The sequence below is a fragment of the Marinobacter sp. THAF197a genome (assembly GCF_009363275.1).
Lineage (GTDB): Bacteria > Pseudomonadota > Gammaproteobacteria > Pseudomonadales > Oleiphilaceae > Marinobacter.
In genome coordinates this window covers 1,709,431-1,730,260 of the sequence record NZ_CP045324.1, presented here as the reverse complement: position 1 = coordinate 1,730,260, position 20,830 = coordinate 1,709,431, and the positions used below count along the sequence as shown (strand labels likewise).

General features: G+C 57.2%; 20 protein-coding genes. 3 read left to right on the top strand and 17 right to left on the bottom strand.

Going from position 1 to position 20,830, the window contains the following annotated elements; all coding sequences use genetic code 11:
* Position 1 precedes the first annotated feature (1 nt).
* The 5 genes from FIV08_RS07995 to FIV08_RS07975 form a co-directional block, all read right to left on the bottom strand.
* Positions 2-1,627, bottom strand: coding sequence for an OmpP1/FadL family transporter (locus FIV08_RS07995; RefSeq protein WP_152437939.1), 1,626 nt, complete (start codon positions 1,625-1,627; stop codon positions 2-4).
* Positions 1,628-1,665: 38 nt separating this feature from the next.
* A complete protein-coding gene (locus tag FIV08_RS07990; RefSeq protein ID WP_138436430.1) occupies positions 1,666-2,676 on the bottom strand; it encodes a transporter in 1,011 nt (336 codons plus the stop codon).
* A 56-nt stretch (positions 2,677-2,732) separates the two neighbouring features.
* Positions 2,733-3,533 carry a C39 family peptidase gene (locus FIV08_RS07985; protein WP_058089514.1) on the bottom strand — a complete coding sequence of 267 codons (801 nt, stop codon included), beginning with the start codon at positions 3,531-3,533 and terminating at the stop codon, positions 2,733-2,735.
* 242 nt (positions 3,534-3,775) lie between these two features.
* Positions 3,776-5,239, bottom strand: coding sequence for an SLC13 family permease (locus FIV08_RS07980; protein WP_152437938.1), 1,464 nt, complete (start codon positions 5,237-5,239; stop codon positions 3,776-3,778).
* Positions 5,240-5,275: 36 nt separating this feature from the next.
* Positions 5,276-5,596, bottom strand: coding sequence for a TraR/DksA family transcriptional regulator (locus FIV08_RS07975; RefSeq protein WP_072677541.1), 321 nt, complete (start codon positions 5,594-5,596; stop codon positions 5,276-5,278).
* Between the two features lie 140 nt (positions 5,597-5,736).
* On the opposite strand from FIV08_RS07975, the gene FIV08_RS07970 reads away from it, so the two are divergent.
* The 3 genes from FIV08_RS07970 (at position 5,737) to FIV08_RS07960 (ending at position 9,734) form a co-directional block, all read left to right on the top strand.
* Entirely contained in the window at positions 5,737-6,093 is a 357-nt protein-coding gene (locus FIV08_RS07970) for a phasin family protein (protein ID WP_106695544.1), read from the top strand.
* Between the two features lie 72 nt (positions 6,094-6,165).
* Positions 6,166-7,968, top strand: coding sequence for a PHA/PHB synthase family protein (locus FIV08_RS07965; protein ID WP_152437937.1), 1,803 nt, complete (start codon positions 6,166-6,168; stop codon positions 7,966-7,968).
* A 41-nt stretch (positions 7,969-8,009) separates the two neighbouring features.
* Entirely contained in the window at positions 8,010-9,734 is a 1,725-nt protein-coding gene (locus FIV08_RS07960) for a diguanylate cyclase domain-containing protein (protein WP_152437936.1), read from the top strand.
* 42 nt (positions 9,735-9,776) lie between these two features.
* Here FIV08_RS07960 and FIV08_RS07955 read toward each other — a convergent pair whose 3' ends face one another.
* The 12 genes from FIV08_RS07955 to FIV08_RS07900 all read right to left on the bottom strand — a co-directional run bounded on the left by FIV08_RS07955 (position 9,777) and on the right by FIV08_RS07900 (position 20,825).
* Complete coding sequence (locus FIV08_RS07955; protein ID WP_152437935.1) at positions 9,777-10,751, bottom strand: AgmX/PglI C-terminal domain-containing protein; 975 nt, start codon at positions 10,749-10,751, stop codon at positions 9,777-9,779.
* 5 nt (positions 10,752-10,756) lie between these two features.
* The gene (locus tag FIV08_RS07950) at positions 10,757-11,257 is read right to left on the bottom strand and encodes an ExbD/TolR family protein (RefSeq protein ID WP_106695540.1); all 501 of its coding nucleotides are present in this window, start codon (positions 11,255-11,257) and stop codon (positions 10,757-10,759) included.
* Positions 11,254-11,766, bottom strand: a complete 513-nt coding sequence (locus FIV08_RS07945; protein WP_152437934.1) for an ExbD/TolR family protein — start codon at positions 11,764-11,766, stop codon at positions 11,254-11,256. Before FIV08_RS07945 ends, FIV08_RS07950 begins: the two co-directional genes overlap by 4 nt.
* Before the next feature lie 25 nt (positions 11,767-11,791).
* Positions 11,792-12,499, bottom strand: coding sequence for a MotA/TolQ/ExbB proton channel family protein (locus tag FIV08_RS07940; protein ID WP_106695538.1), 708 nt, complete (start codon positions 12,497-12,499; stop codon positions 11,792-11,794).
* A 139-nt stretch (positions 12,500-12,638) separates the two neighbouring features.
* Positions 12,639-12,944 carry a hypothetical protein gene (locus FIV08_RS07935; RefSeq protein ID WP_152437933.1) on the bottom strand — a complete coding sequence of 102 codons (306 nt, stop codon included), beginning with the start codon at positions 12,942-12,944 and terminating at the stop codon, positions 12,639-12,641.
* 15 nt (positions 12,945-12,959) lie between these two features.
* Complete coding sequence (locus tag FIV08_RS07930; protein WP_152437932.1) at positions 12,960-13,529, bottom strand: tetratricopeptide repeat protein; 570 nt, start codon at positions 13,527-13,529, stop codon at positions 12,960-12,962.
* Positions 13,516-16,401, bottom strand: coding sequence for a tetratricopeptide repeat protein (locus FIV08_RS07925; RefSeq protein WP_228715511.1), 2,886 nt, complete (start codon positions 16,399-16,401; stop codon positions 13,516-13,518). Before FIV08_RS07925 ends, FIV08_RS07930 begins: the two co-directional genes overlap by 14 nt.
* Positions 16,394-18,346, bottom strand: coding sequence for a hypothetical protein (locus FIV08_RS07920; RefSeq protein ID WP_152437931.1), 1,953 nt, complete (start codon positions 18,344-18,346; stop codon positions 16,394-16,396). Before FIV08_RS07920 ends, FIV08_RS07925 begins: the two co-directional genes overlap by 8 nt.
* Positions 18,347-18,354: 8 nt before the next feature.
* Positions 18,355-18,906 (bottom strand): AraC family transcriptional regulator, encoded by a 552-nt coding sequence (locus FIV08_RS07915; RefSeq protein WP_152437930.1) that lies wholly within the window; start codon positions 18,904-18,906, stop codon positions 18,355-18,357.
* A gap of 19 nt (positions 18,907-18,925) precedes the next feature.
* Positions 18,926-20,080: a DUF3570 domain-containing protein gene (locus FIV08_RS07910; protein WP_416376909.1), complete on the bottom strand. Its 1,155-nt coding sequence runs from the start codon at positions 20,078-20,080 to the stop codon at positions 18,926-18,928.
* Positions 20,067-20,180, bottom strand: coding sequence for a DUF4266 domain-containing protein (locus tag FIV08_RS19900; protein WP_244178298.1), 114 nt, complete (start codon positions 20,178-20,180; stop codon positions 20,067-20,069). The genes FIV08_RS07910 and FIV08_RS19900 overlap by 14 nt, the downstream gene beginning before the upstream one ends.
* A 141-nt stretch (positions 20,181-20,321) precedes the next feature.
* Positions 20,322-20,825, bottom strand: a complete 504-nt coding sequence (locus FIV08_RS07900) for a TlpA family protein disulfide reductase (protein ID WP_152437929.1) — start codon at positions 20,823-20,825, stop codon at positions 20,322-20,324.
* Positions 20,826-20,830 lie beyond the last annotated feature (5 nt).

Here is a 20,830-nt window from a genome sequence, read left to right as displayed (position 1 = left end):
ATCAGAACTTGGTCCGGAAGCTCAGCCCCGCCATAACCACCCGCAACGAGGTTTTTATATCCAGCCCGGCATAGGGGTTATAGATGATGTTGGTGATGTTGTCACAGTTCACGTTGCAGCTGGTGTTGGCCGGAATGGTTTCAATGGACTGCAGGTAGGAAAGGTTCATATCAATCTCAGTGTTTTTGTCCCACTTGTACCCCATTCCGATGCTGTAGAGGTTGGCGCCACCGAACGGCGCCATGATCGAGCGCTGGTCATCCGGAATGACTGAGTCCCGAATCTCGACACCGGCCCGCAGATCCAGTCGTGATGACGCATGGAATTCAGCCCCAAACGCCCAGTTCCACTGACTCTTGAAGCCCAGCGGCAGGCGAAGGGTGTTCGGCGTCGCGTTATCGGGCGACAGAATCCGCGCGGCGTTCAGGAATTCCAGATTACGGTCAAAGCGGAACACGAAGGCATCCCACTGGGCGTAATCTGTCCAACCCACATCGGCATTCAGCGTCAGCCTGGGGTGAACATCGACACTGATACCGGTCTGGAAATGCTGCGGATACACCAGATCCATGCTGACGTTACCCGCTTCCCGGGGGGCCCCCGATGGCAGGCTCAGAATGGCAGAGGTAATGGCCCCCAATACCGAACCGTTAACGCTCTGCCAGAAACCGGACCAGTCGTCGGTGTACTGGATCTCGAACGTCCCTTTGAGGTTCATGTCCGCTTCAGAGGTATAGCTTGCCCCCCAGCGAAACCAGTCATTCGGCTCCCAGAGCACACCCAGGGTGTAGGTTGGCGATATGGTTTCCTGTACGTTGATGCTCAAAGCACCAATATCATCCCAGGGCCCCACGTTACCGCCACACAGGGCCAGCCAGGGCTGCAGGGGTTCATCGCCACTCTCACAGTTGAACGCATCCTGAAGCACTTCCGCAACACCCAACAACATGTTGGGAGCACGCATATACTGATCGGCTGCAATACCCATGTGTGACAGGTGAATACCCGCACCAACCGACCACTGGTCATTGATTTCATAACCAACGCTTGGCGACAGATAGGTGGTGCGCTGCAATGCCGTGGCCTGCGGCTGGTAACGGCCCGGGTCGTCCTTGTCCCGATAGAAACCGGCGGCCAGCGGCAGGTAGAAGGCGTTGGCAAAGGTCAGCTTTGACCCCGGAGGATTGATACTGATGCCCGCAGACGGCGCAACTGCTGGGCCCGGTGGCGCTTTCAGAATCCCGAACCCTGGCACGTAGAGCGCTACGTTGTTGGTGTGGCTGTGAGTATTGGCCACGGGATCCCGCTGTTTACCCGTGTTCGGGTCGATTTCAAGCCCGTCGATACCGAAGATTTCGTACCCATCCGGCGCGATGAAATCGGCATCGATATCCAGATAGATACTCAGCAGGTTTACCTCAAGCTGACGATCTTTCAGCCTCGTCAAACCAGCCGGATTGTAATGAATGGCCATGACGCCGGGGGGATCCGCCGTCACCGCGTTTCCCAAAGCCAGAGCTTTGGGATGAATGGTAAGGTTCTGGGCCAGCTGCGCGTGTGCACCACAGGACAGGGTTGCAGCGATAACGGCTCCCAGAAGCTGCTTTTTTTGGCTGAAATGTGCCATGAAGTTCTTCCCTTCCCTTAAATCGTCTGCAGCTCCAATCACTCTTTGAGGCCGGAGAAATTAATGGGCAGGGATACACCCAGGGAGAAATCCGGAGCATCTTCGGTCAGCCCGATGCCCAGGCTGGTGTTGACGATGGTGGTGTCACTCACCCGGGTACCCAGGGACATGCTCAGAAAGCCGGTCATCTGGTCTTGTGCAACGGCTTGATCGCCATTGCGGAACGTGAGCACAGTTTCATCGCTGTAACTGAGCTGGGCGGAAATGCTCAGGGAAATATCGTAAGACAGCGAATAGGCAAAACCGGCAGAACCGGACAACCCGAAGCCGGGCTCAACCTTGGTCAGCAGGCGAGCGCCCCGGACCTGCTCCAGACCATCCTCTTCAATGTTGTAGGTAGCACTGACCGAGCCGAAGACCACCACCGGGTCCAACACCTTCGACATGCTGAGGCCACCGCCGATGGAGTAATATCCGCTGCCCGTGGACAGCTGCTCCTTGATGTCAATTTCATAGGGGCTGACACCGGTTTTCGAGGTCAGCGTTCCAAAGAAGGTAGTTGATACCTTGCCCGGCACGTAAGCGAAGGGCTGCCAGCGTCCGGTGAAGGAGATGTCACCAAAGTCATAGACTGACAGCTCGTCCTCGGTGTCGTATTTCACCACCAGGGGAATACGTGTGCCGACGGTCAGGTTATCCAGCAGGCCATAGTCGTAGGAGAAAGCGTTGGTGAAGTTGTGCGTGGCTGTGGGCACAACATCGAGATTACGAACCGAACCATTGGTAATGGCCAGGTCCAGGCGCTGGTCACCGGTGTAGGAGTAGTCAAAGGAATAGTTCAGGGAGTGAGTGCCCTTTTTCTGCAGTGAATAATTCTTTTCCGCCGCCTGGAACACTTCCTCCAGCTGCCTTGTGGCATCCTCATCGCCTTCCTGACGGGCCAGCGCTTCCCGCGCCTGATCAACATTGCCATCCTGGGCCATCGACATGGCCGGAAGCAGACCCGAGGCGGAAACAAGGATAAAGCCTCGCACTAACCAACGATTCATCCTGACTCCCTACTTTTATTGGTTTTATTCCTGTTCCGGGCTTGCCGCCCGGAAAATTAGTTGCGGCGGTAGTACAGCTGTTTTCGGGTATTCTCTACGCTGCCGTCCGGATTGTTTTTCTGACGTTCGAGCACATTCTGGATACGTCTTTCGGTGGATTCATGGAATACAGGCATTTGCTGCAAAGCCAGCAGGGTCATGGTCTGGTCATCCACAAATCGCAGATCTTCTTCTTTGAGTTCAAGGTTATCCAGCGGCTTGTCACTACCCGGAAAAACGATAAACAGAACGTTGTCGTCCCATTTCTCTTCGAACTGATCGAGTGTGAAGGAGATGTTGCCAACGGCAGGATCTGCCAGGTATACCCGCCCGTCACGAATGGTCCTAAGCACCACAAAATGCTTGAAACCGGCATGATCGATGGGAACGATGGCGGGGTGGTCCAGCTCCATGAGGTCATCAATCTTGGCCCGGAAGCCACCGGAGGGATAACCCAGGGCGGTGACCAGTCGCTTCATGTCCAACATTGAAAACGCGCGGCGCTGAACAATGCGTTCACTTTCACCGTAGTGGAGCAATCCTTCCATTACCTGACGTTCCGACAGGTTTCTGCCCAGATAGAAATTCAGGACGGTTGTCAGGGCCGCACTGCCGCAGCTGTAGTCGTATGCCTGACGGACGATGTTACGGAATTTCTGTTCAACCAGAGGCTCGACCCGAACATCAGAACGTAGCAGCGCCGGACTGGTGTCCACGTTCTGCTGGATAACAATCGTGCCCCGATCAAACGGCTCAACCTCGGTGGCTTCCTGCACCATAGTGAACGTGAGAATGGATCCGGCCAGCACCAGCAGCATCTTGGAAAGTCCCTGTTTTTATTAGACGTGCAACTTATCGGGTTACATGTTGTTACGGTACGATACCGAAATCGCGACTGGCTTAAAGATAACTGTGCCTCAAATCTGTCGCTGCAGAAGGGGCCTGACATGGAAGGACTGAGAACTGGTTCAAGGCTCGACGGAACCACGAACGCCGGCCGGCTCCGGAAGGTATCCGAAACAGGCCGCGGGGAAGGAAAACCGATGGGCGAGCTACCGCATCAGAGGGTAAAGACAACCCCTAGCAGCAGGTAGCTGATCAGGGTCACAACGATGATGCCAATAATGTTCAGGGCAAAACCAGCTCGAATCATATCGGCAATTCGCATGTGGCCACTGGAAAACACAATCGCGTTGGGCGGCGTCGCTACCGGCATCATAAAGGCACAACTGGCCGCGATGGCCGCAGGCACCGTCAGCAACAACGGCGAAACACCCTGCGACATGGCCAGGGCACCCAACAGCGGCAGGAACGCAGCGGCGGTGGCGGTATTGCTGGTCACTTCCGTCAGAAAGATAATGACGGTAGCCACCAGAACAATCATGACAAGTGTTGGCAACACCCCGGCAACACCAAGGCTTTGGGCAATCCACTCCGCCAGCCCTGAGCTACTGATAACACCCGCCATGGCCAGACCACCACCGAATAGCAGGAGCACACCCCAGGGCAGCTTGTTGGCCGAATCCCAATCCAGCACAAACACCCGCTCGGCGGTGTTAACAGGAATAATAAACATGGCAACAGCAGCGGCAATCGCGATACCGGTATCGCTGAGCCACGGCATCAGGCTGGCGGACAACAGAGGCCGGAAAATCCAGGCGGCCGCCGTTACCAGAAACACCAGGGCCACCAGCTTCTCACCCCGGCTCATGGCGCCGAGCTTTGCCAGCTCATCACGAATCATCTCACCGCTGTCTGCCGAGCCTCCAATACCGAAATCCTTACGGGTCAACCACCACCAGGCAAGAACCAGCATGACCACAGATACCGGCACTCCCAACAGCATCCATTGGGCAAAACCCACGGAAATGCCCTGGTTTTCGCTCAGGTAGGCTGCCAACAAGGCATTAGGCGGCGTGCCAATCAGGGTGGCAATTCCGCCAATACTCGCCGAATAGGCAATGGCCAACAGCAAGGCGGTTGCATAGCGACGAACACCCTCAGGGTTGGAGCTGTCCATCATCGCCACCACAGACAAACCTATGGGCAACATCATGATGGCCGTGGCCGTATTGCTGACCCACATGCTGAGAAAGGCGGTGGCTAACATGAACCCGGCCACCTGTCGCTTTGGCTGGTCTCCCACGGCCCTGAGCGTGAGCAGGGCTATTCGACGGTGCAGGTTCCAGCGCTGCATGGCCAGCCCCAGGGTGAAGCCACCCAGGAACAGGAAAATAATCGGATTGGCGTAAGGTGACGTCGCCTGGCCAATAGACCCCAGCCCCAGGGCCGGAATCAGCACAATCGGCAGCAATGCGGTCGCTGGAATCGGGATGGCCTCCGTTGACCACCAGGTGGCCATCAGCAACATCAGCCCCAACGCCGCCCAAGCCTCCGGGCTCATGGTCTCCGGCGCCGGCACCAGAAGAGTGATAAGAAGAAACAGGACACCCAGGAAGAAACCGATAATCTGGCTTTTGGGTAAACCCCGAGGCTTGCTATCCGAAGACTGCGTTGCTGTCATGTATTCCCCCTGGTTTGGGACGATGAACTGGCCTGCTCAATCAGCGGCGCAATCTACACAAACTGTGGTGTAGGGCAACACCTGCAAACGTCTGGGGTCAATTTCCTCACCACACTTCTCGCACTCGTCCCCAAGGCCGTTGTTGATACGATCAAGGGCATGGGCAATCTGAACAAGCTCTGCCCGGGTTTCTGCTTCCAACGAATCCACCACCTCGTCGTTCTGGGTCTGGCTAGCCTGCTCTTCAAAATCCTTGTCAAGGGCTCCGGTCTCCCGGCGCTGATGAGCCTGATAACGCACCAGCCTGGCTTCAAGGTCGGCCTTCAGGGTTTCAAGTTCAGATTTACGATTGCTCATGGCCATCTCCCGGCGGGTTGTTATTGGTCTATACCCTAGAGAATATGCTGAATCGGGGTTTGACGCCTGTCAAAATCGTGTCATTCCCCATACGGTAGACTAGCTGCTCAGTCATCCCATATACAAAGGAGTTGTATTAAATGAGCACAGATCTTTTCGAAAAAGCCAACCGCCTGAACCAAACCCTGTTCGCCCAGTTCAGCAAAGCTACCGAAATGCAGATGGAAGCCTTTCGTCGCTATGCCGACGTTGCCATGGATCAGGCCCGCAAGGTATCCGAAGTACGCGACCTGGATGGCCTGAAGCAGGTAACCTCCGAACAGGCAGAAACTCTCAAATCGCTTAGCGAACAGTTCACCAGTGACTGGAAAGCCTGGCAGGACTATCTCACCGAGACCCGTGAGCAGGTGCAGAAAGTGTTTGAGGCCGAAGCCCCTGAAACCGCCAAAGAGAAAGCCCCGGCCCAGAAATCTGGCGGTAACAAATCCGCGGCCTGATGTTTTAACAGCTGCAACGGTCGGATTGGCAGTGCCTTTCCGACCTTTTTATATCTGTTGCCAGGAGGCGCCATGTTTGGTCTGGATTTGGTCAGTAAAACCGCAACCCAGTGGGTAAAGGCGTTCGATGACAATGTCCGCCAGGGCCAGCAACAGCTGGAAAAATGGCTCGGCGACACCGGCCTGGTAGACGACACCAAGCTTTCTACCCTGAGCGAGATGTCGGACGCCTATCGGACTATGGCTGAAGACCTTTTGCTTCACCCGTTGCGGTTTGCCAGCGCGGAAATTGACCTGGCCAAAAAGCACCTGGGCCTGGCCCGTTACACTCTTGCCCGCCTGACTGGCAAACCCGCTGGTCCGGTTGTTGAACCCGACCAGGACGACCGCCGTTTTCTGGCCCAAGACTGGCAGAAACATCTGCCGTTCGACGTACTTCAGCAGGCCTACCTGATCAATTCGAAAGCCTTCCTGCAATGGGTTGAGAATATGGAGGGGCTGCCTGGCCCAAGCCGGGACCAGATGCTGTTCTACGCACGCCAACTGACCAGTGCGTTGTCACCATCCAATTACCCGCTGACCAACCCGGAAGTTCTGCGCATTACCTGGGAACGCAAAGGCATGAACCTGGTTGACGGCATGCGCAACCTGGTTGAAGACCTGCGCCAGAACCCGAACCTGTTCAATGTGGGCATGACCGACCGCTCGGCATTTGAAGTGGGCGGCAACCTGGCCACGACCCCAGGCAAGGTGGTTTACCAGAATGAGCTGATGCAACTGATCCAGTATACGCCGACGACCAAAACCGTCGCCCAGAGCCCGCTGCTGATTGTCCCGCCCTGGATCAACAAGTTCTATATCCTGGACCTGACCGCCAGGAACTCCTTTATCCGATGGCTGGTCGACCAGGGCCAGACGGTTTTCGTTGTGTCCTGGCGCAACCCGGGGCCAGCGCAAAAGGACAAAGGCTGGGAAGATTACATGACCCTGGGGCCACTGGCTGCCATGGATGCTGTCAGAGAAGCAACTGGCGAAGAGCGGATGAACGCCATAGGTTACTGTATTGGCGGCACCCTGTTAGGCTCTACCATGGCCTGGCTCGAGAAAAAAAAGCGCAAGCCTGTTGTCAGCACCACCTACCTGACCACGTTGCTGGATTTTTCTGATCCCGGCGGTATTGGTGTATTTATCAACGACCACTCAATTCGTGGTATTGAACGCGCCATGGACAGGAAAGGGTATCTGGATGGCCGCGCCATGGCCTTTACCTTTAACCTGCTGCGAGAGAACGATCTGTTCTGGTCGTACTGGACCAATAACTATCTCAAAGGCCTGAAACCCGCCGCGTTTGACCTGCTCTACTGGAACACCGACGGCACCAACCTGCCCGCTCGAATGCATAGCTACTACTTGCGGGAAATGTACCTGCACAACCGGCTGGTCGAGCCCGATGCCCTCACCCTGGCTGGCGAGTCCATCAACCTGGCCGAGATTCAGGTACCGTCGTTCTTCCTGTCTGCCCGCCAGGACCACATCGCCAAGTGGAAAACCACCTACGAAGGCGCCAAGGTTTACGGAGGTCAGGTCACTTTCGTACTGTCTGGTTCCGGACACATCGCAGGGGTTATCAATCCACCCTACAAGGAAAAGTACGGTTACTGGACCAACGACAACCTGCCGGCGGACGCCGACGACTGGTTCAAGTCCGCAGAGCACCACCCGGGTTCCTGGTGGCCGCACTGGAAAACCTGGATAGCGAACTTTGAAGGCCCCCAGGTGCCAGCGCGGCAGCCCGGAGACGGCAAGCTTGACATCCTGGAGGATGCGCCGGGCAGCTACGTGAAAGTTAAGGCAGCGGAGGCCGGTCGTTGCTAAACTGGAGCGGTGATAAAACGCTGATAAAAACAGGATTATCCATGGCGCAGCCGCTCCCCATTTCCCGCATCATGTACAGCGGGCTTTTACTGCAATGTAGTCCACAAACCAGTATTGCCGACGCAGCGGCGCGAATGTCGGAAAACTCCGTTAGCTCGATCCTGATCGCGGAACAGGACCAGGTGATCGGCATCTGGACAGAACATGATGCCCTGGCACTGGATTTCACTGACCCCGACCGGTTCAACCAGCCGGTCAGCACGGTGATGAGCTCCCCGGTTCTGACCTTACCCAGCACCATGGACGCCGGCCAGGCAGCCATCAGATTGAGAGACAGCGGCAAGCGACACTTCCTGGTCGTCGATGAAAATCAATCCCCCGTTGGCATCTTGTCCCAGACCGACCTGGCGCTTAATCAGGGGCTGGAACCCTACCTGAGACTCCGGGAAGTCCGGGCCGTGGTTGCCCGGCCACCCTTGTTGGCCAATGGAACCCAATCACTCGCTGAAGTAGCCAGCCAGATGCACCGTCACCACGCAGATGCGGTGGTGGTGACTTGTGGCGACGGTGAACTGGGCATCCTGACAGAAAGGGATATGGTGCGTTTTATCGCCCGCCACACCAGCAACACTCCGGTACATGAGCTGGCGACGCGCCCCCTGCTCACCGTCAACGAAGAAGACCCGTTGATTCACGCCCGGGATTTGCTGATTGATCACCGGATACGGCACCTGGCGGTGGTCAACTTTAGTGGTGAAGTGACCGGTCTGATCGGCTACCACGACATGCTCGCCGGCGCAGAACAGATGTACCTGGATGACCTGCGTGAAGCGCTCGAACAGCGGGACCAGGCGCTGGCAAAATCCCGCCGTACTCTGCAGCTGGCCGAGAGGGTTATCGAATCCTCGTTCGAAGGCATTATGGTGACCGACAAGGATGTCAGGATCGAGTTTGTGAACCCCGCCTTTACCCAACTGACCGGATACAGTCCGGACGAGGTAATCGGACGCACACCAGAGGTGCTGTCCTCCGGCCGGCACGATGCGGAGTTCTACAAGCGCATGTGGCAGTCCCTGACAACCCATGGCTACTGGCGCGGTGAGATCTGGAACCGGCGCAAAACCGGCGAGCTTTATCTGGAACTCCTGACCATCACCGCCATCACTGATGATCAAGGGCAGACCACGCACTACGCCGGCCTGTTCACCGACATTACCCAGAATCGTAAGAACGAAGAGCAGATCCGCCAGCTCGCCTACTACGACGCACTCACCGGCGTTCCCAACCGGCGACTGCTGGAAGATCGTCTGGAACATGCCATACGCCACGCACACCGAAAAGACATGTTGCTGGCAGTGATGTTTATCGACCTGGACCGGTTCAAGGAGGTCAACGACACTCTTGGACATGCGGTCGGCGACGAGCTGCTGCTTCAGTTTACCGCCCGGGTACGCGATTACCTGCGTGAAGACGATACCCTCGCGCGGCTCGGCGGCGACGAGTTCATTGTGCTGCTGCCGGAGCTCGACAAGCTTTCGGACGTCACCCAGGTGGCGGAGCGGTTAATCGAGCTGAACCGGAAACCTTACGTTATCAATAACGAAAATATCCAGATCGGCTCCAGCATCGGCATCAGCCTGTATCCGGAGGACGGCACTACCGTTCAGGAGCTTCTGAACGGTGCCGATATCGCCATGTATCGTTCCAAACGCGACGGCCGGAACTGTTACACGCTGTTTGCGCCCAGCGCTGTCGAAAGCGCGTGATCAGCGGCGATCCAGGTACCAACCCGGATGCCGCTAACACCATCAACTCGACAACAGCTCGATCGGATAGCGAATGGTGGTCTTGTCTACCCCTGGCCGTGCACCAAAATCCACCAGCCGCAACCGGTTGCAGATCTTGTTCTCGAGTGCCGGTTCATTGAGCGTTGACTCCACCACCGAGCAACTGGAAACCGCTCCATTGGGCTCAATGACCAGCTCGGGCGTGATACTGCCCTGCAGCGAAGGTTTTCGGCGCAGCTCGCGATTGTAGATGCTGTAGATGGCGGACTTGTTGGCATCCATGGTGCGGCGCAGTTCCTCCCTGCTTCGGGATTTCGAGGCCGTTTCCTGCTGCTCCCTGCGCACTGTCTCTTTTACCGCAGCCACACGTTCCGCCTCGGCCACCTCCGCGCGCTTCCGCTCTGCCAGGGCGAGTTCACGGGTTTCCCGGGTCAAGGCGGTTTCGTTCACGCCACTACTGCGGGTGTTTTCGGTAGCTCGGGACGCCAGGGTATCACCGGCCTTCCTGGCGATCGGCTCGGCAGTATTGGTAACCGGACTATCCAGTTTGACCGATTCCGCTAGCGAACTGATCTTCGAGAGCTCATTACCCATGGCCAGAATACCGGTGTTTTTCGCCTTTTCCCGAGCCTTGGCCACCTCTTCCGGCTTGGGTTCTGGTTCTGGCTTCTGAGCCACTTCCGGTTCTGGAACAACCGGCGTGGGAGCAGGCTCGGGTTTTGGCTCAGGCTTCGCCTGCTCCACCGGCTTTTCCTCAGGCTTTGGCGGCTCCGGTTCTGGCAACACCTGCTTGGGTGGCTCTTTTTTCTCAATAATCAGTTTCGCTAGCTGGGGCGGCAAGGCTTCCTGTTCCTGCCGATCCTTTTCCGGCAACTCAACCCAACTGACATAAACCGCGAAAGCCAGAAACAGGGGCACGACGACAACCGCCGCCGCCAACAGTCGCTTGCGCTCTCCCCTCTCCTGATTCCAGGGCAATCCGTAGCGATAATCCATTAGCCTCAGGCCCCCTGTTCCGTGCGCTGATTAACAGCCAGGGAAATGCTGGCAAAACCCGCATCCACACAGGTGGACATGATTTTCTTGAGCAGCTCGTAAGGAAGTTCCCGGTCCGCAAGTATGGTAATCGGGCGACCTGCATCCGGCGCTGGCGCCGACGAACGGCTGGCCTGGTAGTCGAGCTCCTGCTTCAGGGATGGCTCAACCTGCCCGTCGAAGGTCTGGAAGGCGTCGCGTTTCACCACCAGTCGACCGTTTACCAGAATATCCCGGTCGGTCACGGTCAGTGCCAGTACATCACCCGGGGGTTGTTGGGCAGTGGAATCAGGCAATTTGATGGTGCTGTTCTGGTTGAGAACCTGTACATCAGACGACGAGTTCACCATCAGAAAGAACACGAGGATGGTGAAAATATCCATCAGCGACACAAGGTTCATCTTTCCCTGGCTCTTGTTGCGCCGATAGTGGCGCTTCAGACGGCGGGCCTTGGCGGATTCTTTCATGAACTCACCTCCGCGGATCCCGAGGCCTGGGCAGGCGCATCACCGAGCGAGATTTCGGGGAACAGTTCTGCCTCAACAACACTGCCAGCCACCACGGCTTCATAAGAACGCACGGTGTCCATCACGGAAACCAGTGACTGATAGGAGGTCTGCCGGGACGGCATGATGACCACATCCTTTTTGTCCGGCACACGGCTCTTGATTTCCTTCATGACATCCTTGAGCAGAACGAAATCATGCTCGCCCTCACGCCGGTGAATGTCCTTGATGACGCCGCCCTGGTTATCTGCAACGACCAACCGGTCCTCATAGATCACCACCTGGATCTGCAGTTCTTCAGCCTGCTCTGCCGACAAGCTCTCGCCGGTCGGGAAGTTCAGTTCCAGAACACTGGTGTGGGCAAACACCATGTTCAGCAGCAGTACCGGCACCAGCACAATCATGAGGTTCATGAATGGCGTGATGTCGAGATCGGCCTCACTTTGTAGGCGACGATGCTTCCGTCTCATGGCCTGATATCCTTCTGGCTGGTTATCAGGCCGGGCTACCGGCCGGAGTCGCTACCTGTGCCGGCGCGCCGACATTCTGGGGCTGTGGTTGGGCGCCGGGTTTATAACCAGAGCCGTCGCTGAGAAGGTTCAGAACCTTGATGCCGGCCATCTCGAAGCTGTCGACGATTTCATTGGTCTTGGTCTGCAGTAGCGAGTGGATCAGCAGCATCGGAATGGCCGACATCAGGCCGAAGGCGGTGGTGTTCATGGCAACCGAGATACTCTGGGACAACAGGCTCGCCTTCTGGGCCGGGTCCGCTGCGGCCACTGCGGTAAAGGCGGCAATCAAACCGATAATGGTACCAAGCAGGCCCAGCAGCGTGGCGATGTTGGCCAGTGTTGCGAGGTACTGAGTGCGCTTCTCCAGACGGGGCATGACATCCAGCAGCCCTTCTTCCATGGCGTATTCGATTTCTTCTCGACCCTGGCGGCGGGCCAGGCGCTGAAGACCAAAACCGATCATGGTCGACATGGCACTACCGGACTCCTGGGTATAATTCAGGGCCCCCTTCAGATCGCGCTTGGCAATCATCTGGTGTAGTCGGTTGAAGTCCCGACGGTTGGTCAGTTTCTGGGCGGAAAGGTAGACATAACGTTCAATGGCAACAATGAGTCCGACAATCAGCACAACGGCGATCGGAAACATAAAAAAGCCACCTTCCTGGAAGAAGCGAACGGCGGTATCGATCATTTTCTGGGCACTCCATGGTCCGGTTTTCAGATCAGTCTAAGCGCGTAACTCCCCTGCAAGGGTAAGTTCGCGAAAGTCTGTGTGAGGGTTTGTTTAATATTGCGCAGGAACACACTCGGGATGCGACAACCATCACAGTCTATTCCCCATCTGCTGCCTGGGTCTGGCTGATGAACGCTTCGTGGTACCTGATAAAACGCTGAAACTCGTAGCGCTCCAGGGGCCGAAGGCCCTGATCGACCATCAGGCGTTCCTCCGGCCCACGCAGCTCATCCACTTCAGGCGGCTGCCAGGGCACCAGATACATCACCGTAGGCACTTCCTGATCACCACGGATGCGTGTGCCCTCAATGGTCACAACGCCCAAGGTGTCCTGAGCGTATAGCATGGGCGCCGTGGGTATCAGGGCGGTGACTGCGAGAGCGATTAGCGCGGTACGTTTCATATCACCTTTTCCACATCAGATTCTGTTCTTCGCATCGAAGATCCAGTCTTCCAGTCTCGGGTCCGGCTCGCTGGCAGCGGATTGATAACGCTCATAGAGTTCAACCGCATCCGCAGGTTTCCCCAGGTAGATATCAAACAGGAAAGCCAGATTAAGAATCGCGGGCGCATAATCCGGATCCGCGGCCAGCGCGGCGCGGTAATACCGTTCTGCCTCATCGAATTCTCCGGCGTGTCGGGCAATCACGCCCAGATGATTCAACACCTGGACATGTTCGGGATTCACCGCCAGCACACGCTCAAACCATTGTTTCGCGGTATCGGTCTCTTCTTCCTGGAACGCCATGATGCCAAGGTTTGCCATGGGTCCGGACTTATCGGGATAGTCCCTCGCCAGTTGCTCGAACCGGGCCCTGGCGTCGGTAAAGTCGCCCTGCTCCATGGCCTGAACCGCTTCGCTGAATGAGGCGTCAAGGACAGCCTGCTCAGCTTGCCCACCAGACTCTGGCGGCGTTGGGGCTGTCACGCATCCAGCCAATGTGACGATCACCAAAAGACAGAGCCCTTCGGCCTTAATCGAGCTCATAGACAACCCCCGAGGTCACTTCTTCCTTCCGGTAACGCCCCGGCAACAGGACTTTCAGGGCCTCGTAGCTGCGCTGAACCCACTCATCGAATATGCCCTCCCGGGCCCGCCGGATGTTCTGCTCGTGAATATCGATGGCGTTGTCCTCAAACGGGTAGGCCTGTTCTTCCAGGAGTAGCTCGTACTGAGCCAGTTCAAGCTCGCTCAAACCGGTGGGGCGCTCCGAGTCCATCAGATCGGCACCAAGGCGTCCATAGATATGGGCGATCTGGTAACCCGCTTCGGTGGCAAACGACGAGAGGCCGTAGCTGGCTGTTTTCTTGTAGGCATTGACGGCCCTTTCGAGTGCATCGGTCTTTGCCGTCATGCTCTCGTTCAGAGGCAGCGTCAGGCGAATGCTGTCATATCGGGCAAGGGCATCGCGGGCGAGCATTGCAGAGGCTGATGCCGCAAGGTAACGCATGCGATCGTCAGATGCGTCCGGGCTTTGGTCCACTGTTTCCATTTGCTTGCGCAACCAGTAATCCCGTTTTTCTGCATCACCTTCTTCCTGATAGAGCTCAGCCAGTCGATTGGCTGCTTCCATGTAGACATCAGCGGGTTCGGGATGGCGGTTGGCGTATTTTCGCCAGGTGTCGATCGCCTTTTCCCGGTTGCCGGCCTGGTCGTATAATTCTGCTGCAATTAACAGATTTTCCCTTCGCTCTTCCGGCGTTGTCGCCAGGGTCACCATTTGCTGAAGTTCGTCGGCTGCCCGCTCCCATTGCTCGGTTTCACGGTAGGCCAGCGCCAGTTTTGCCGGGACCGTATCAATCAGTTCATGGTCCGGGAAAGACTGCCGGAAACTGGTCAGCACACCGATGGCCTGATCCCAAAGGTTGGCGGTGATAAGTAGGGAGGCAGCGTCATATTCCGCATTTGCCCGCAGGACGGATTCGGGAACAGTGGTGCCGACTCGCAGGAATTCGCTGACCGCAGCCTCCACATTGCCGGCATCAGCCAACTGCTCTGCCTGCCGATAGACAGCTGCGGCGAGATTTTCGCGCACCCCGCCCCTGCGTTCATCGTCTTCACTCATTGTCGCCAAGGCATCTCGGTAAGCCTGTTCCGCCTCTGCGTATCGAGCCAGCTCGGACACACTGTGGCCATATAACAACAAGGCTTCGGTCGTTAATCTGGCCGGAGGCGCGGGCTGCCAGGTAACAAGGCGGGCCGCCATGTTGACGGTCTCTTCCCAATTGTTCTGGTCAAACTCCCGCTGCAACGCGATGTAGTACACCGCCGGAGCCCGAGGATCGCCCGGAAACGCGTTTGCAAACCTCAGTCGATTCAACTGCTGTAGCTCCCGATAGGCCACCTGCTCCGATACGGATTGGTTGTCCCATGTCTTTGCATATTCCCGGAAGGCCAGTACCGAAGCGTAACCTGCCTCAGCTGCCCGCTCGGGCACCCTGTCATCGGGGTAGTCATAGGCAACCCGCTCAAACGCTGCGATGGCGGCCGGCCAGTCTTCCAGCTCCAGATGGGCTTCACCCAGGAGAAAGAGACGCTCAGGTGTACGGGGATGATTCGGGAAGGTAGCCGCAAACTCGGCGTAATAACTGGCAGCTTTGCGGTAGTGATCGTCGGCCTGCTGATCACCCGTGGCTTCCCCTGCCAGCAGGTACTGACGGTCTGCCAGTTCTGGCAACAGCTGTTCCAGTTGCTGTTCGATAAAAACGATCGCATCGGGGCCCGCTGACTGCCAGTAATCGCTGTAGAGTCCGTAAAGGCTGACAAAGCCGGCCTTTCGTTCAGGGATGGTGCCGGTGAAGCCGGCCAGCTCCAGGGTATCGATAATCCGGATGTGGTAGCGCGATGCCCAGGGGCTTGCCGGATGGTCTTCTATAAAGGCTTCAAAGACATCAATCGCGTCACTGTATTGTTCCCGCTCGAGCAAGAGCTCGCTGTAGCGGTCGTAGACCAGTATTTCATACGGACGCCCACCCGTCTGACGGAACAGCGCCTGGAGTGTTTCCGCACCGTCGAGGTAAGACAGTGACAGCCCCACCACCCTGAACAGATCTTCGATAAGGGTCTGGTTCCGCTGATCCACATCCGCAACCGGTTGCCCCTCCGGCATCACCAGATCAAGCACCTCCACATAACTGAACAGGGCTTCCTGGTATTGCGCCTGCTTGAACAGGCTCCAGCCTTTCATGTAATGGGCGTTCACCAGAAACGAGGCGTCGGCCATGCGTTCCTGGCTGGCCAGGGTCACCTCGTCGAACGCCCGCTCAGCATCCCGGTACCGGCCGTCGATAAACAGCAGATCGCCGCGCCGGAACTGGGCTTCAATCCAGTAGTCCGAATCGGGGTAACGTTGAACCAGGGTATCCAGGGCATCAAGCTGTTGAGGCGTCGCACCCCGAAGCTCCCAGGCCCTGGCAAGCTGATAGTAGATCTGATCATTGCCTTCGCGCTGTGGATATTCCGACAGAAGACGCTGGTAGGCTTCAATAGCATCAGAAAGCTCATCCACGGCGGTATCGGCCATTTTACGCTCCGCCCGCTGGAACTCCAGATCGGCCAACCGATGCCGGATGGTGACCTGCTTCCGGGGATCGTCCACAAGGGGCAAAAGTGCCTTGTAACTCTCCACCACCGTCTCGATGGAGACATCGCCCGCCGGGTCGCTACCAGATTCACTACTGTCACTGGCTTGCCGGGTTTCGGTCGCCGGAAGCGCTGCCAGAGTGCCCTCACGGACCCGGGGCATTTCCTCGTTGCCGGCTGGCATCATTGACTGCAGCATCTGGCAGCCACTGGCCATGATAAGGGTCCCGGCAATGACAAGTCCTTTCACGATCTTTCCAGGCATCCGGTTACTCATCACCGGCTCCTGCGCTTTGCGATGCACGGAATAGCTGGTCCGCCAGCCTCGCCTGGGCATGACGGGAAGCCAACAGATAACCGTTAAGCTCCTCCTGCTGGGCGACAAGCATTGTGTCTACCTGGCTCAAGAGGGCTTGCCGGGCCTTCCCCAACGCATCGGCAACCTCTGCCCCGAGGGTCGCGAGTTCCCGTTCACTGGAAGCGATGCGTTGGGCCAGTTCAGCATGGCGGGCGTCGTCGGCCATCAGTTTTTCAACCCGCTGCCGCTGGGCCTGAAAGCGATCCATTTCGCGATCCAGCTCCCGCAACTGTTTTTGCGCCGCCCAGCGGTTCACGCCATAGTCATCCGCAACCCACCAGTCGAAGTAGGCGCGCATCCTCTGATAGGTCGCACGCTGGCCGGCCGTGGTCGCGTTGTCGGGCAAGCCCGCCAGAGTTTCTTCAACGTCATCGAGCTTGTCTCTCAGTGCCTTCTGCTTCGAGGTCATGAAGAACCCGGCGTCTTCTTCCGTCAATGCCCTGGAAATCTTCTCATTGAATTCCTGGTGCAACTGCTGCCATTGGTCCGCCTGCTGGTTTTCCAGCGCCCGACGGGTTTGGGCAATTCGAACCTGGCGCTGTTGTTCACGGGTTTCCAGCATGATCCGGAAGGATTCGAACCGTGACTGGCGTTCGGCGATGAAGGACTGCATCCGGTAGAGCTCGTTCAATTCGGCAAGAGCCTGCTGGAAGGTTTCCGAAGCCAGCACTTCGGCCATGCCGAAATCGACTGGCTGTACCCGCAGCCGTCCATAGGAATCGGTGAGAATCCCGTCGCTATCACGGCTGAAATCGAGCTGGGCCATCAGGCTCTCTTCACTGAGTCTATCCCGGATCTTGTCGAGCTCCTCGATACGGGACTGGTAATGGTCGGCTGCCTTTTGAAAAGCGGGCAGTGCACTCTCGGGCCGGTTCATTTGCTCAAGCACATAGGCCCGGGCAAACGGTACCTGTTGGCGCCAAGGCAAAAACAGATCGCGCTTCGCGAGGGTATCGAGAGCATCAAGTGCCCGCTCCGGCCGGCCCTGCCCGGCCGCGGCTACGGCATAGTCAAACAGGGCCTGATCGGCGAACACCCCATTCAGGGGCATTTCCCCAAGAACCCTCAGGGCTGCGTCGAACTGGTTACCCCTGAGATACAGTCGGGCAAGTGACAGGCGGGCCCGGCTCAAGAGTCCCTGGCGTTCGGCCTCTGGTTCGTCAGAGTCGGTAGACTGATCAATGAGGGAGATGAGTGCCTGCAGTTCCGCTTCGGCCGCAACAGCGTCCCCTGCAGCCAGGGAGGAAACGGCCGAATTGTACCGCAGGTAAAGGGACCAAATATCAGTGTCTTCCAGCTGCGCGTGGAGCGACGCCAGTTCCGTTTCGTCTCCGAGCCTGGCCGACATCATGGCCAGTCGGGCTTGCAGATAAATCCACTCACGGAACAGGTTGTGGTTGGCCTTAGCCAGTATGTCGCCATCCACGCGCTCCAGATTCTCGCTGGCCAGCTCATGGTCACCTTCCAGGTAGAACACCTTGCCCAGATAGAACCAGACCTGATTGCGGACATCGGCCGAAAGCGTGCTGCCGGCGCCATCAGCACCGAGTAATTCCGTGAACAATCGGCTGGCCTCACGGGTCATGCCCCAGGACAGCATGAGTCCGCCTTCAACCAAAGCAGGGTGATCACCATGCCCCTCAATGCCGCCTTGTTCCCGGGCAACCGCCAGCTGGGTCAGAGCCTCAAGGGCGTTGCCTTGATGGTATTCATAAAGTGCCCAGCCGTACCGAAGGTCGTGGGCACGCTCGGGTTGGGGCTGCCCGGCCTGAATCTGGGTTGGCGCAATGATGGTCAGCCACAGCAAAGCGCCCGTAAAAACTATCGGGCGTCGACCTGACGGCTGGCTTACTTTCAATCCCACGGCGCGCCTTACTCCCACTCCACAATGGTTACAGAGGGCTGATAGTTGGAGGAGCGGTCCTCAACACGGATTTCCAGAGCGGAGGTGCCAGTGCCCTTTTCAAATTCCAGGGACGCGGCCTGCTTATAAGGCCGCTCATCCGGACCGATTCCCTCAACGAACGCCGTCATCCGGTGGACGCCGGTTTTCAGGTTGCCCACGTACAGACGCTGCATGCCGCCGCGTTCAAGTGCTTTCACCTGTCGCTCCGTGTAGAGGTGAGAGGCAACGACTTTGTCGTTGACCTTGAGCTTCACCGCGTCCAGTTTGAGGAACTTGCCGGCGTCAACGCTGAGAAACACAGCAACTTGGGTGTTGGCCGGGAACAGCAGATCCTCCTCGAGGATAAAAAGGTCCCGATTAAGGCGGATTACTTTCTTCTTGAGGGCCTCCACCTGTTCGGCGACCGCTCTGTTATCCGCCTCCGACCCGGGATTGTTCTGGGCGAATGCCGGGGCCGCCAGGGCGAGAATGAGTGCCGCCAGAAGCGCCGGAAATCGATGGTTCAAGCAAGTGGCCATGGTCGTTCTTCCTGCATGCTCAGTATTCAAGAATCAACGACGCCCGCGTTACGTAGGCATCGAATGAATAAAGGGGTTCTTCACCAGGGAGAAAGTCCCCCGCTGCGGTGACATCCCGGAAGTTGTCATATTCGAAATTCAACCAGTCCACCAGAAGACTGAACTGCAGGCGATCTATGCCCGGAAGAGACGTCTGTTTCCATTCATACACCGCGCCTAATGCCAGGGTTGTTCCGGAAAGCGAGCTAAGCTCCTTATCCCGTGCAAGGTGGGTCTGGGAGTTCTCGAAGGGGAAAAGGTCGCTGTAAAAATCCGCCTCGCTCTGGCGGTAGTAACGAACGGAAGCCTCAAGGGTCCAGTGCTGGTTCAACCCGTGTACGTATCCAAGTTCAGCGGTATGGGCAGTGATGCCCCAGGTATCCGAAAAATAGCGGTATTCACCTCGGAGCGACGCTCGGTAAGGCAGGTAATAGAGGGCACGGACCGCGACGGAGGTACTTGTGCGGGTTTCCGGATACCGCTCCGGCTGATAGAGAAACGCCGTGGAATCATTGGGATCGATATAGCGGTTCTGACGATACGGATTCTGCAGGAAGCCCTCATCCGTGACGACCTCAAGGTCGAGACCTATCAGGCTGTTGCGGGTAATAATCTGGCTCAGACCCAGTTGATAGTTTCGACGATCGGCTTCCTCGCTGAACGAATCGTTGCCAACCCGGCGCACTTCGTCCCAGCCGCTGGCATAGCCCATGGTCAACGTGGACATGCCCCCGAAAAATTCCTGGCTGACAGAAAAATACAGAGTATTGGCTTCGTAATCGTTTTCGCTGCTGTTGGTAAAGCCGAGACTGAGAATGGATTTATCATGCAGGTAATCGATACCAAAGGTGTACTCCTTGCGCTCTTCCTTGTAAGGGCTGGCTGTAGCGAGAACGTCTACGGAGGCAGCCGAAACAGAATCGACATAGTACTGTCCAGATACGGAAACCTGAGGACCGATACTTTTGCGCACCAAAACGGATGGCCCGTCGATAACCATGCCACCGCCCTCGTAGCGGTGGTACAGGACATCCACGTTATCGACCGGGAGGGTTGCCGCAATGGCTTGATGCCCAAACAGCGCCAGCAAAAAGAGCCCGGACCGCACTAACCGTTGTCTGTCAGTTGCAGCCACAACCACCTCCCGAGCCGCCTTCCGCTCCCCGTGCAGACTCCCGGGCCTGATAGACATGGTGCATGTAGGAATCCGCTGTGCCGTGACGACTGAGGCTCATGACCGGATCCGCCAGATTATCGCGCTCATAGGGTTTCACCCACGGCTTGACTGAACTGCACCCAGAAACCGCAACCGTAGCGACCAGGAGGGCGGAGACAGTGAAGATCGACACACTACGCATATACGTCCCGTCCGAAAATTACTCGCGCACCAGTTCGCGAATCTGCTGTTCGTACTCGTCTTCGTAGCCCGGCTGGTATCCGTAGTGGATATAACGGGCATTACCATCGCGATCGATCATCACGGTGGTCGGCATGGCCTGCACTTCATACAGTTCACTCACCGAGCTCTCCGGATCGTAGAGGATCGGATAATTCACGGGCACCTTGTCCAGGAAGCGATGCGCCGCCTCCCGATTCCCGTCCACATTGACCGCGAGAATCGTGAAACCGAGATCCTTGTATTGGCTGTACAACTCATCCATCAGAGGCATTTCCTGACGGCAGGGTCCGCACCAGGAGGCCCAGAAGTTCAGCATCACCACTTCCCCACGATGATCCTCCAGCCTCAGGTTCTCCCCGGAACGGCTTTCCAGGGTAAAATCCGGAGCCGGGACATTGATAGCTTCTGCGCCTGCCAGCGGGCTCAGGCAAGCCAGGATGCCCGCTGCTGCCAGTGATCTTATGGATGCTTTCATAACCATTGCTC

Excerpts from the sequence above, each read along its gene's own strand:
- FIV08_RS19900 (WP_244178298.1), bottom strand. The coding sequence starts at position 20,180 with ATGAGCCTCAGTCGTCACGGCACAGCGGATTCCTACATGCACCATGTC.
- FIV08_RS07985 (WP_058089514.1), bottom strand. The coding sequence starts at position 3,533 with ATGCTGCTGGTGCTGGCCGGATCCATTCTCACGTTCACTATGGTGCAG.
- FIV08_RS07935 (WP_152437933.1), bottom strand. The coding sequence starts at position 12,944 with ATGAAACGTACCGCGCTAATCGCTCTCGCAGTCACCGCCCTGATACCC.
- FIV08_RS07945 (WP_152437934.1), bottom strand. The coding sequence starts at position 11,766 with ATGAGACGGAAGCATCGTCGCCTACAAAGTGAGGCCGATCTCGACATC.
- FIV08_RS07950 (WP_106695540.1), bottom strand. The coding sequence starts at position 11,257 with ATGAAAGAATCCGCCAAGGCCCGCCGTCTGAAGCGCCACTATCGGCGC.
- FIV08_RS07960 (WP_152437936.1), top strand. The coding sequence starts at position 8,010 with ATGGCGCAGCCGCTCCCCATTTCCCGCATCATGTACAGCGGGCTTTTA.
- FIV08_RS07925 (WP_228715511.1), bottom strand. The coding sequence starts at position 16,401 with ATGAGTAACCGGATGCCTGGAAAGATCGTGAAAGGACTTGTCATTGCC.
- FIV08_RS07990 (WP_138436430.1), bottom strand. The coding sequence starts at position 2,676 with ATGAATCGTTGGTTAGTGCGAGGCTTTATCCTTGTTTCCGCCTCGGGT.
- FIV08_RS07900 (WP_152437929.1), bottom strand. The coding sequence starts at position 20,825 with ATGGTTATGAAAGCATCCATAAGATCACTGGCAGCAGCGGGCATCCTG.
- FIV08_RS07975 (WP_072677541.1), bottom strand. The coding sequence starts at position 5,596 with ATGAGCAATCGTAAATCTGAACTTGAAACCCTGAAGGCCGACCTTGAA.
- FIV08_RS07965 (WP_152437937.1), top strand. The coding sequence starts at position 6,166 with ATGTTTGGTCTGGATTTGGTCAGTAAAACCGCAACCCAGTGGGTAAAG.
- FIV08_RS07955 (WP_152437935.1), bottom strand. The coding sequence starts at position 10,751 with ATGGATTATCGCTACGGATTGCCCTGGAATCAGGAGAGGGGAGAGCGC.
- FIV08_RS07915 (WP_152437930.1), bottom strand. The coding sequence starts at position 18,906 with ATGGCCACTTGCTTGAACCATCGATTTCCGGCGCTTCTGGCGGCACTC.
- FIV08_RS07995 (WP_152437939.1), bottom strand. The coding sequence starts at position 1,627 with ATGGCACATTTCAGCCAAAAAAAGCAGCTTCTGGGAGCCGTTATCGCT.
- FIV08_RS07970 (WP_106695544.1), top strand. The coding sequence starts at position 5,737 with ATGAGCACAGATCTTTTCGAAAAAGCCAACCGCCTGAACCAAACCCTG.
- FIV08_RS07930 (WP_152437932.1), bottom strand. The coding sequence starts at position 13,529 with ATGAGCTCGATTAAGGCCGAAGGGCTCTGTCTTTTGGTGATCGTCACA.
- FIV08_RS07980 (WP_152437938.1), bottom strand. The coding sequence starts at position 5,239 with ATGACAGCAACGCAGTCTTCGGATAGCAAGCCTCGGGGTTTACCCAAA.
- FIV08_RS07940 (WP_106695538.1), bottom strand. The coding sequence starts at position 12,499 with ATGATCGATACCGCCGTTCGCTTCTTCCAGGAAGGTGGCTTTTTTATG.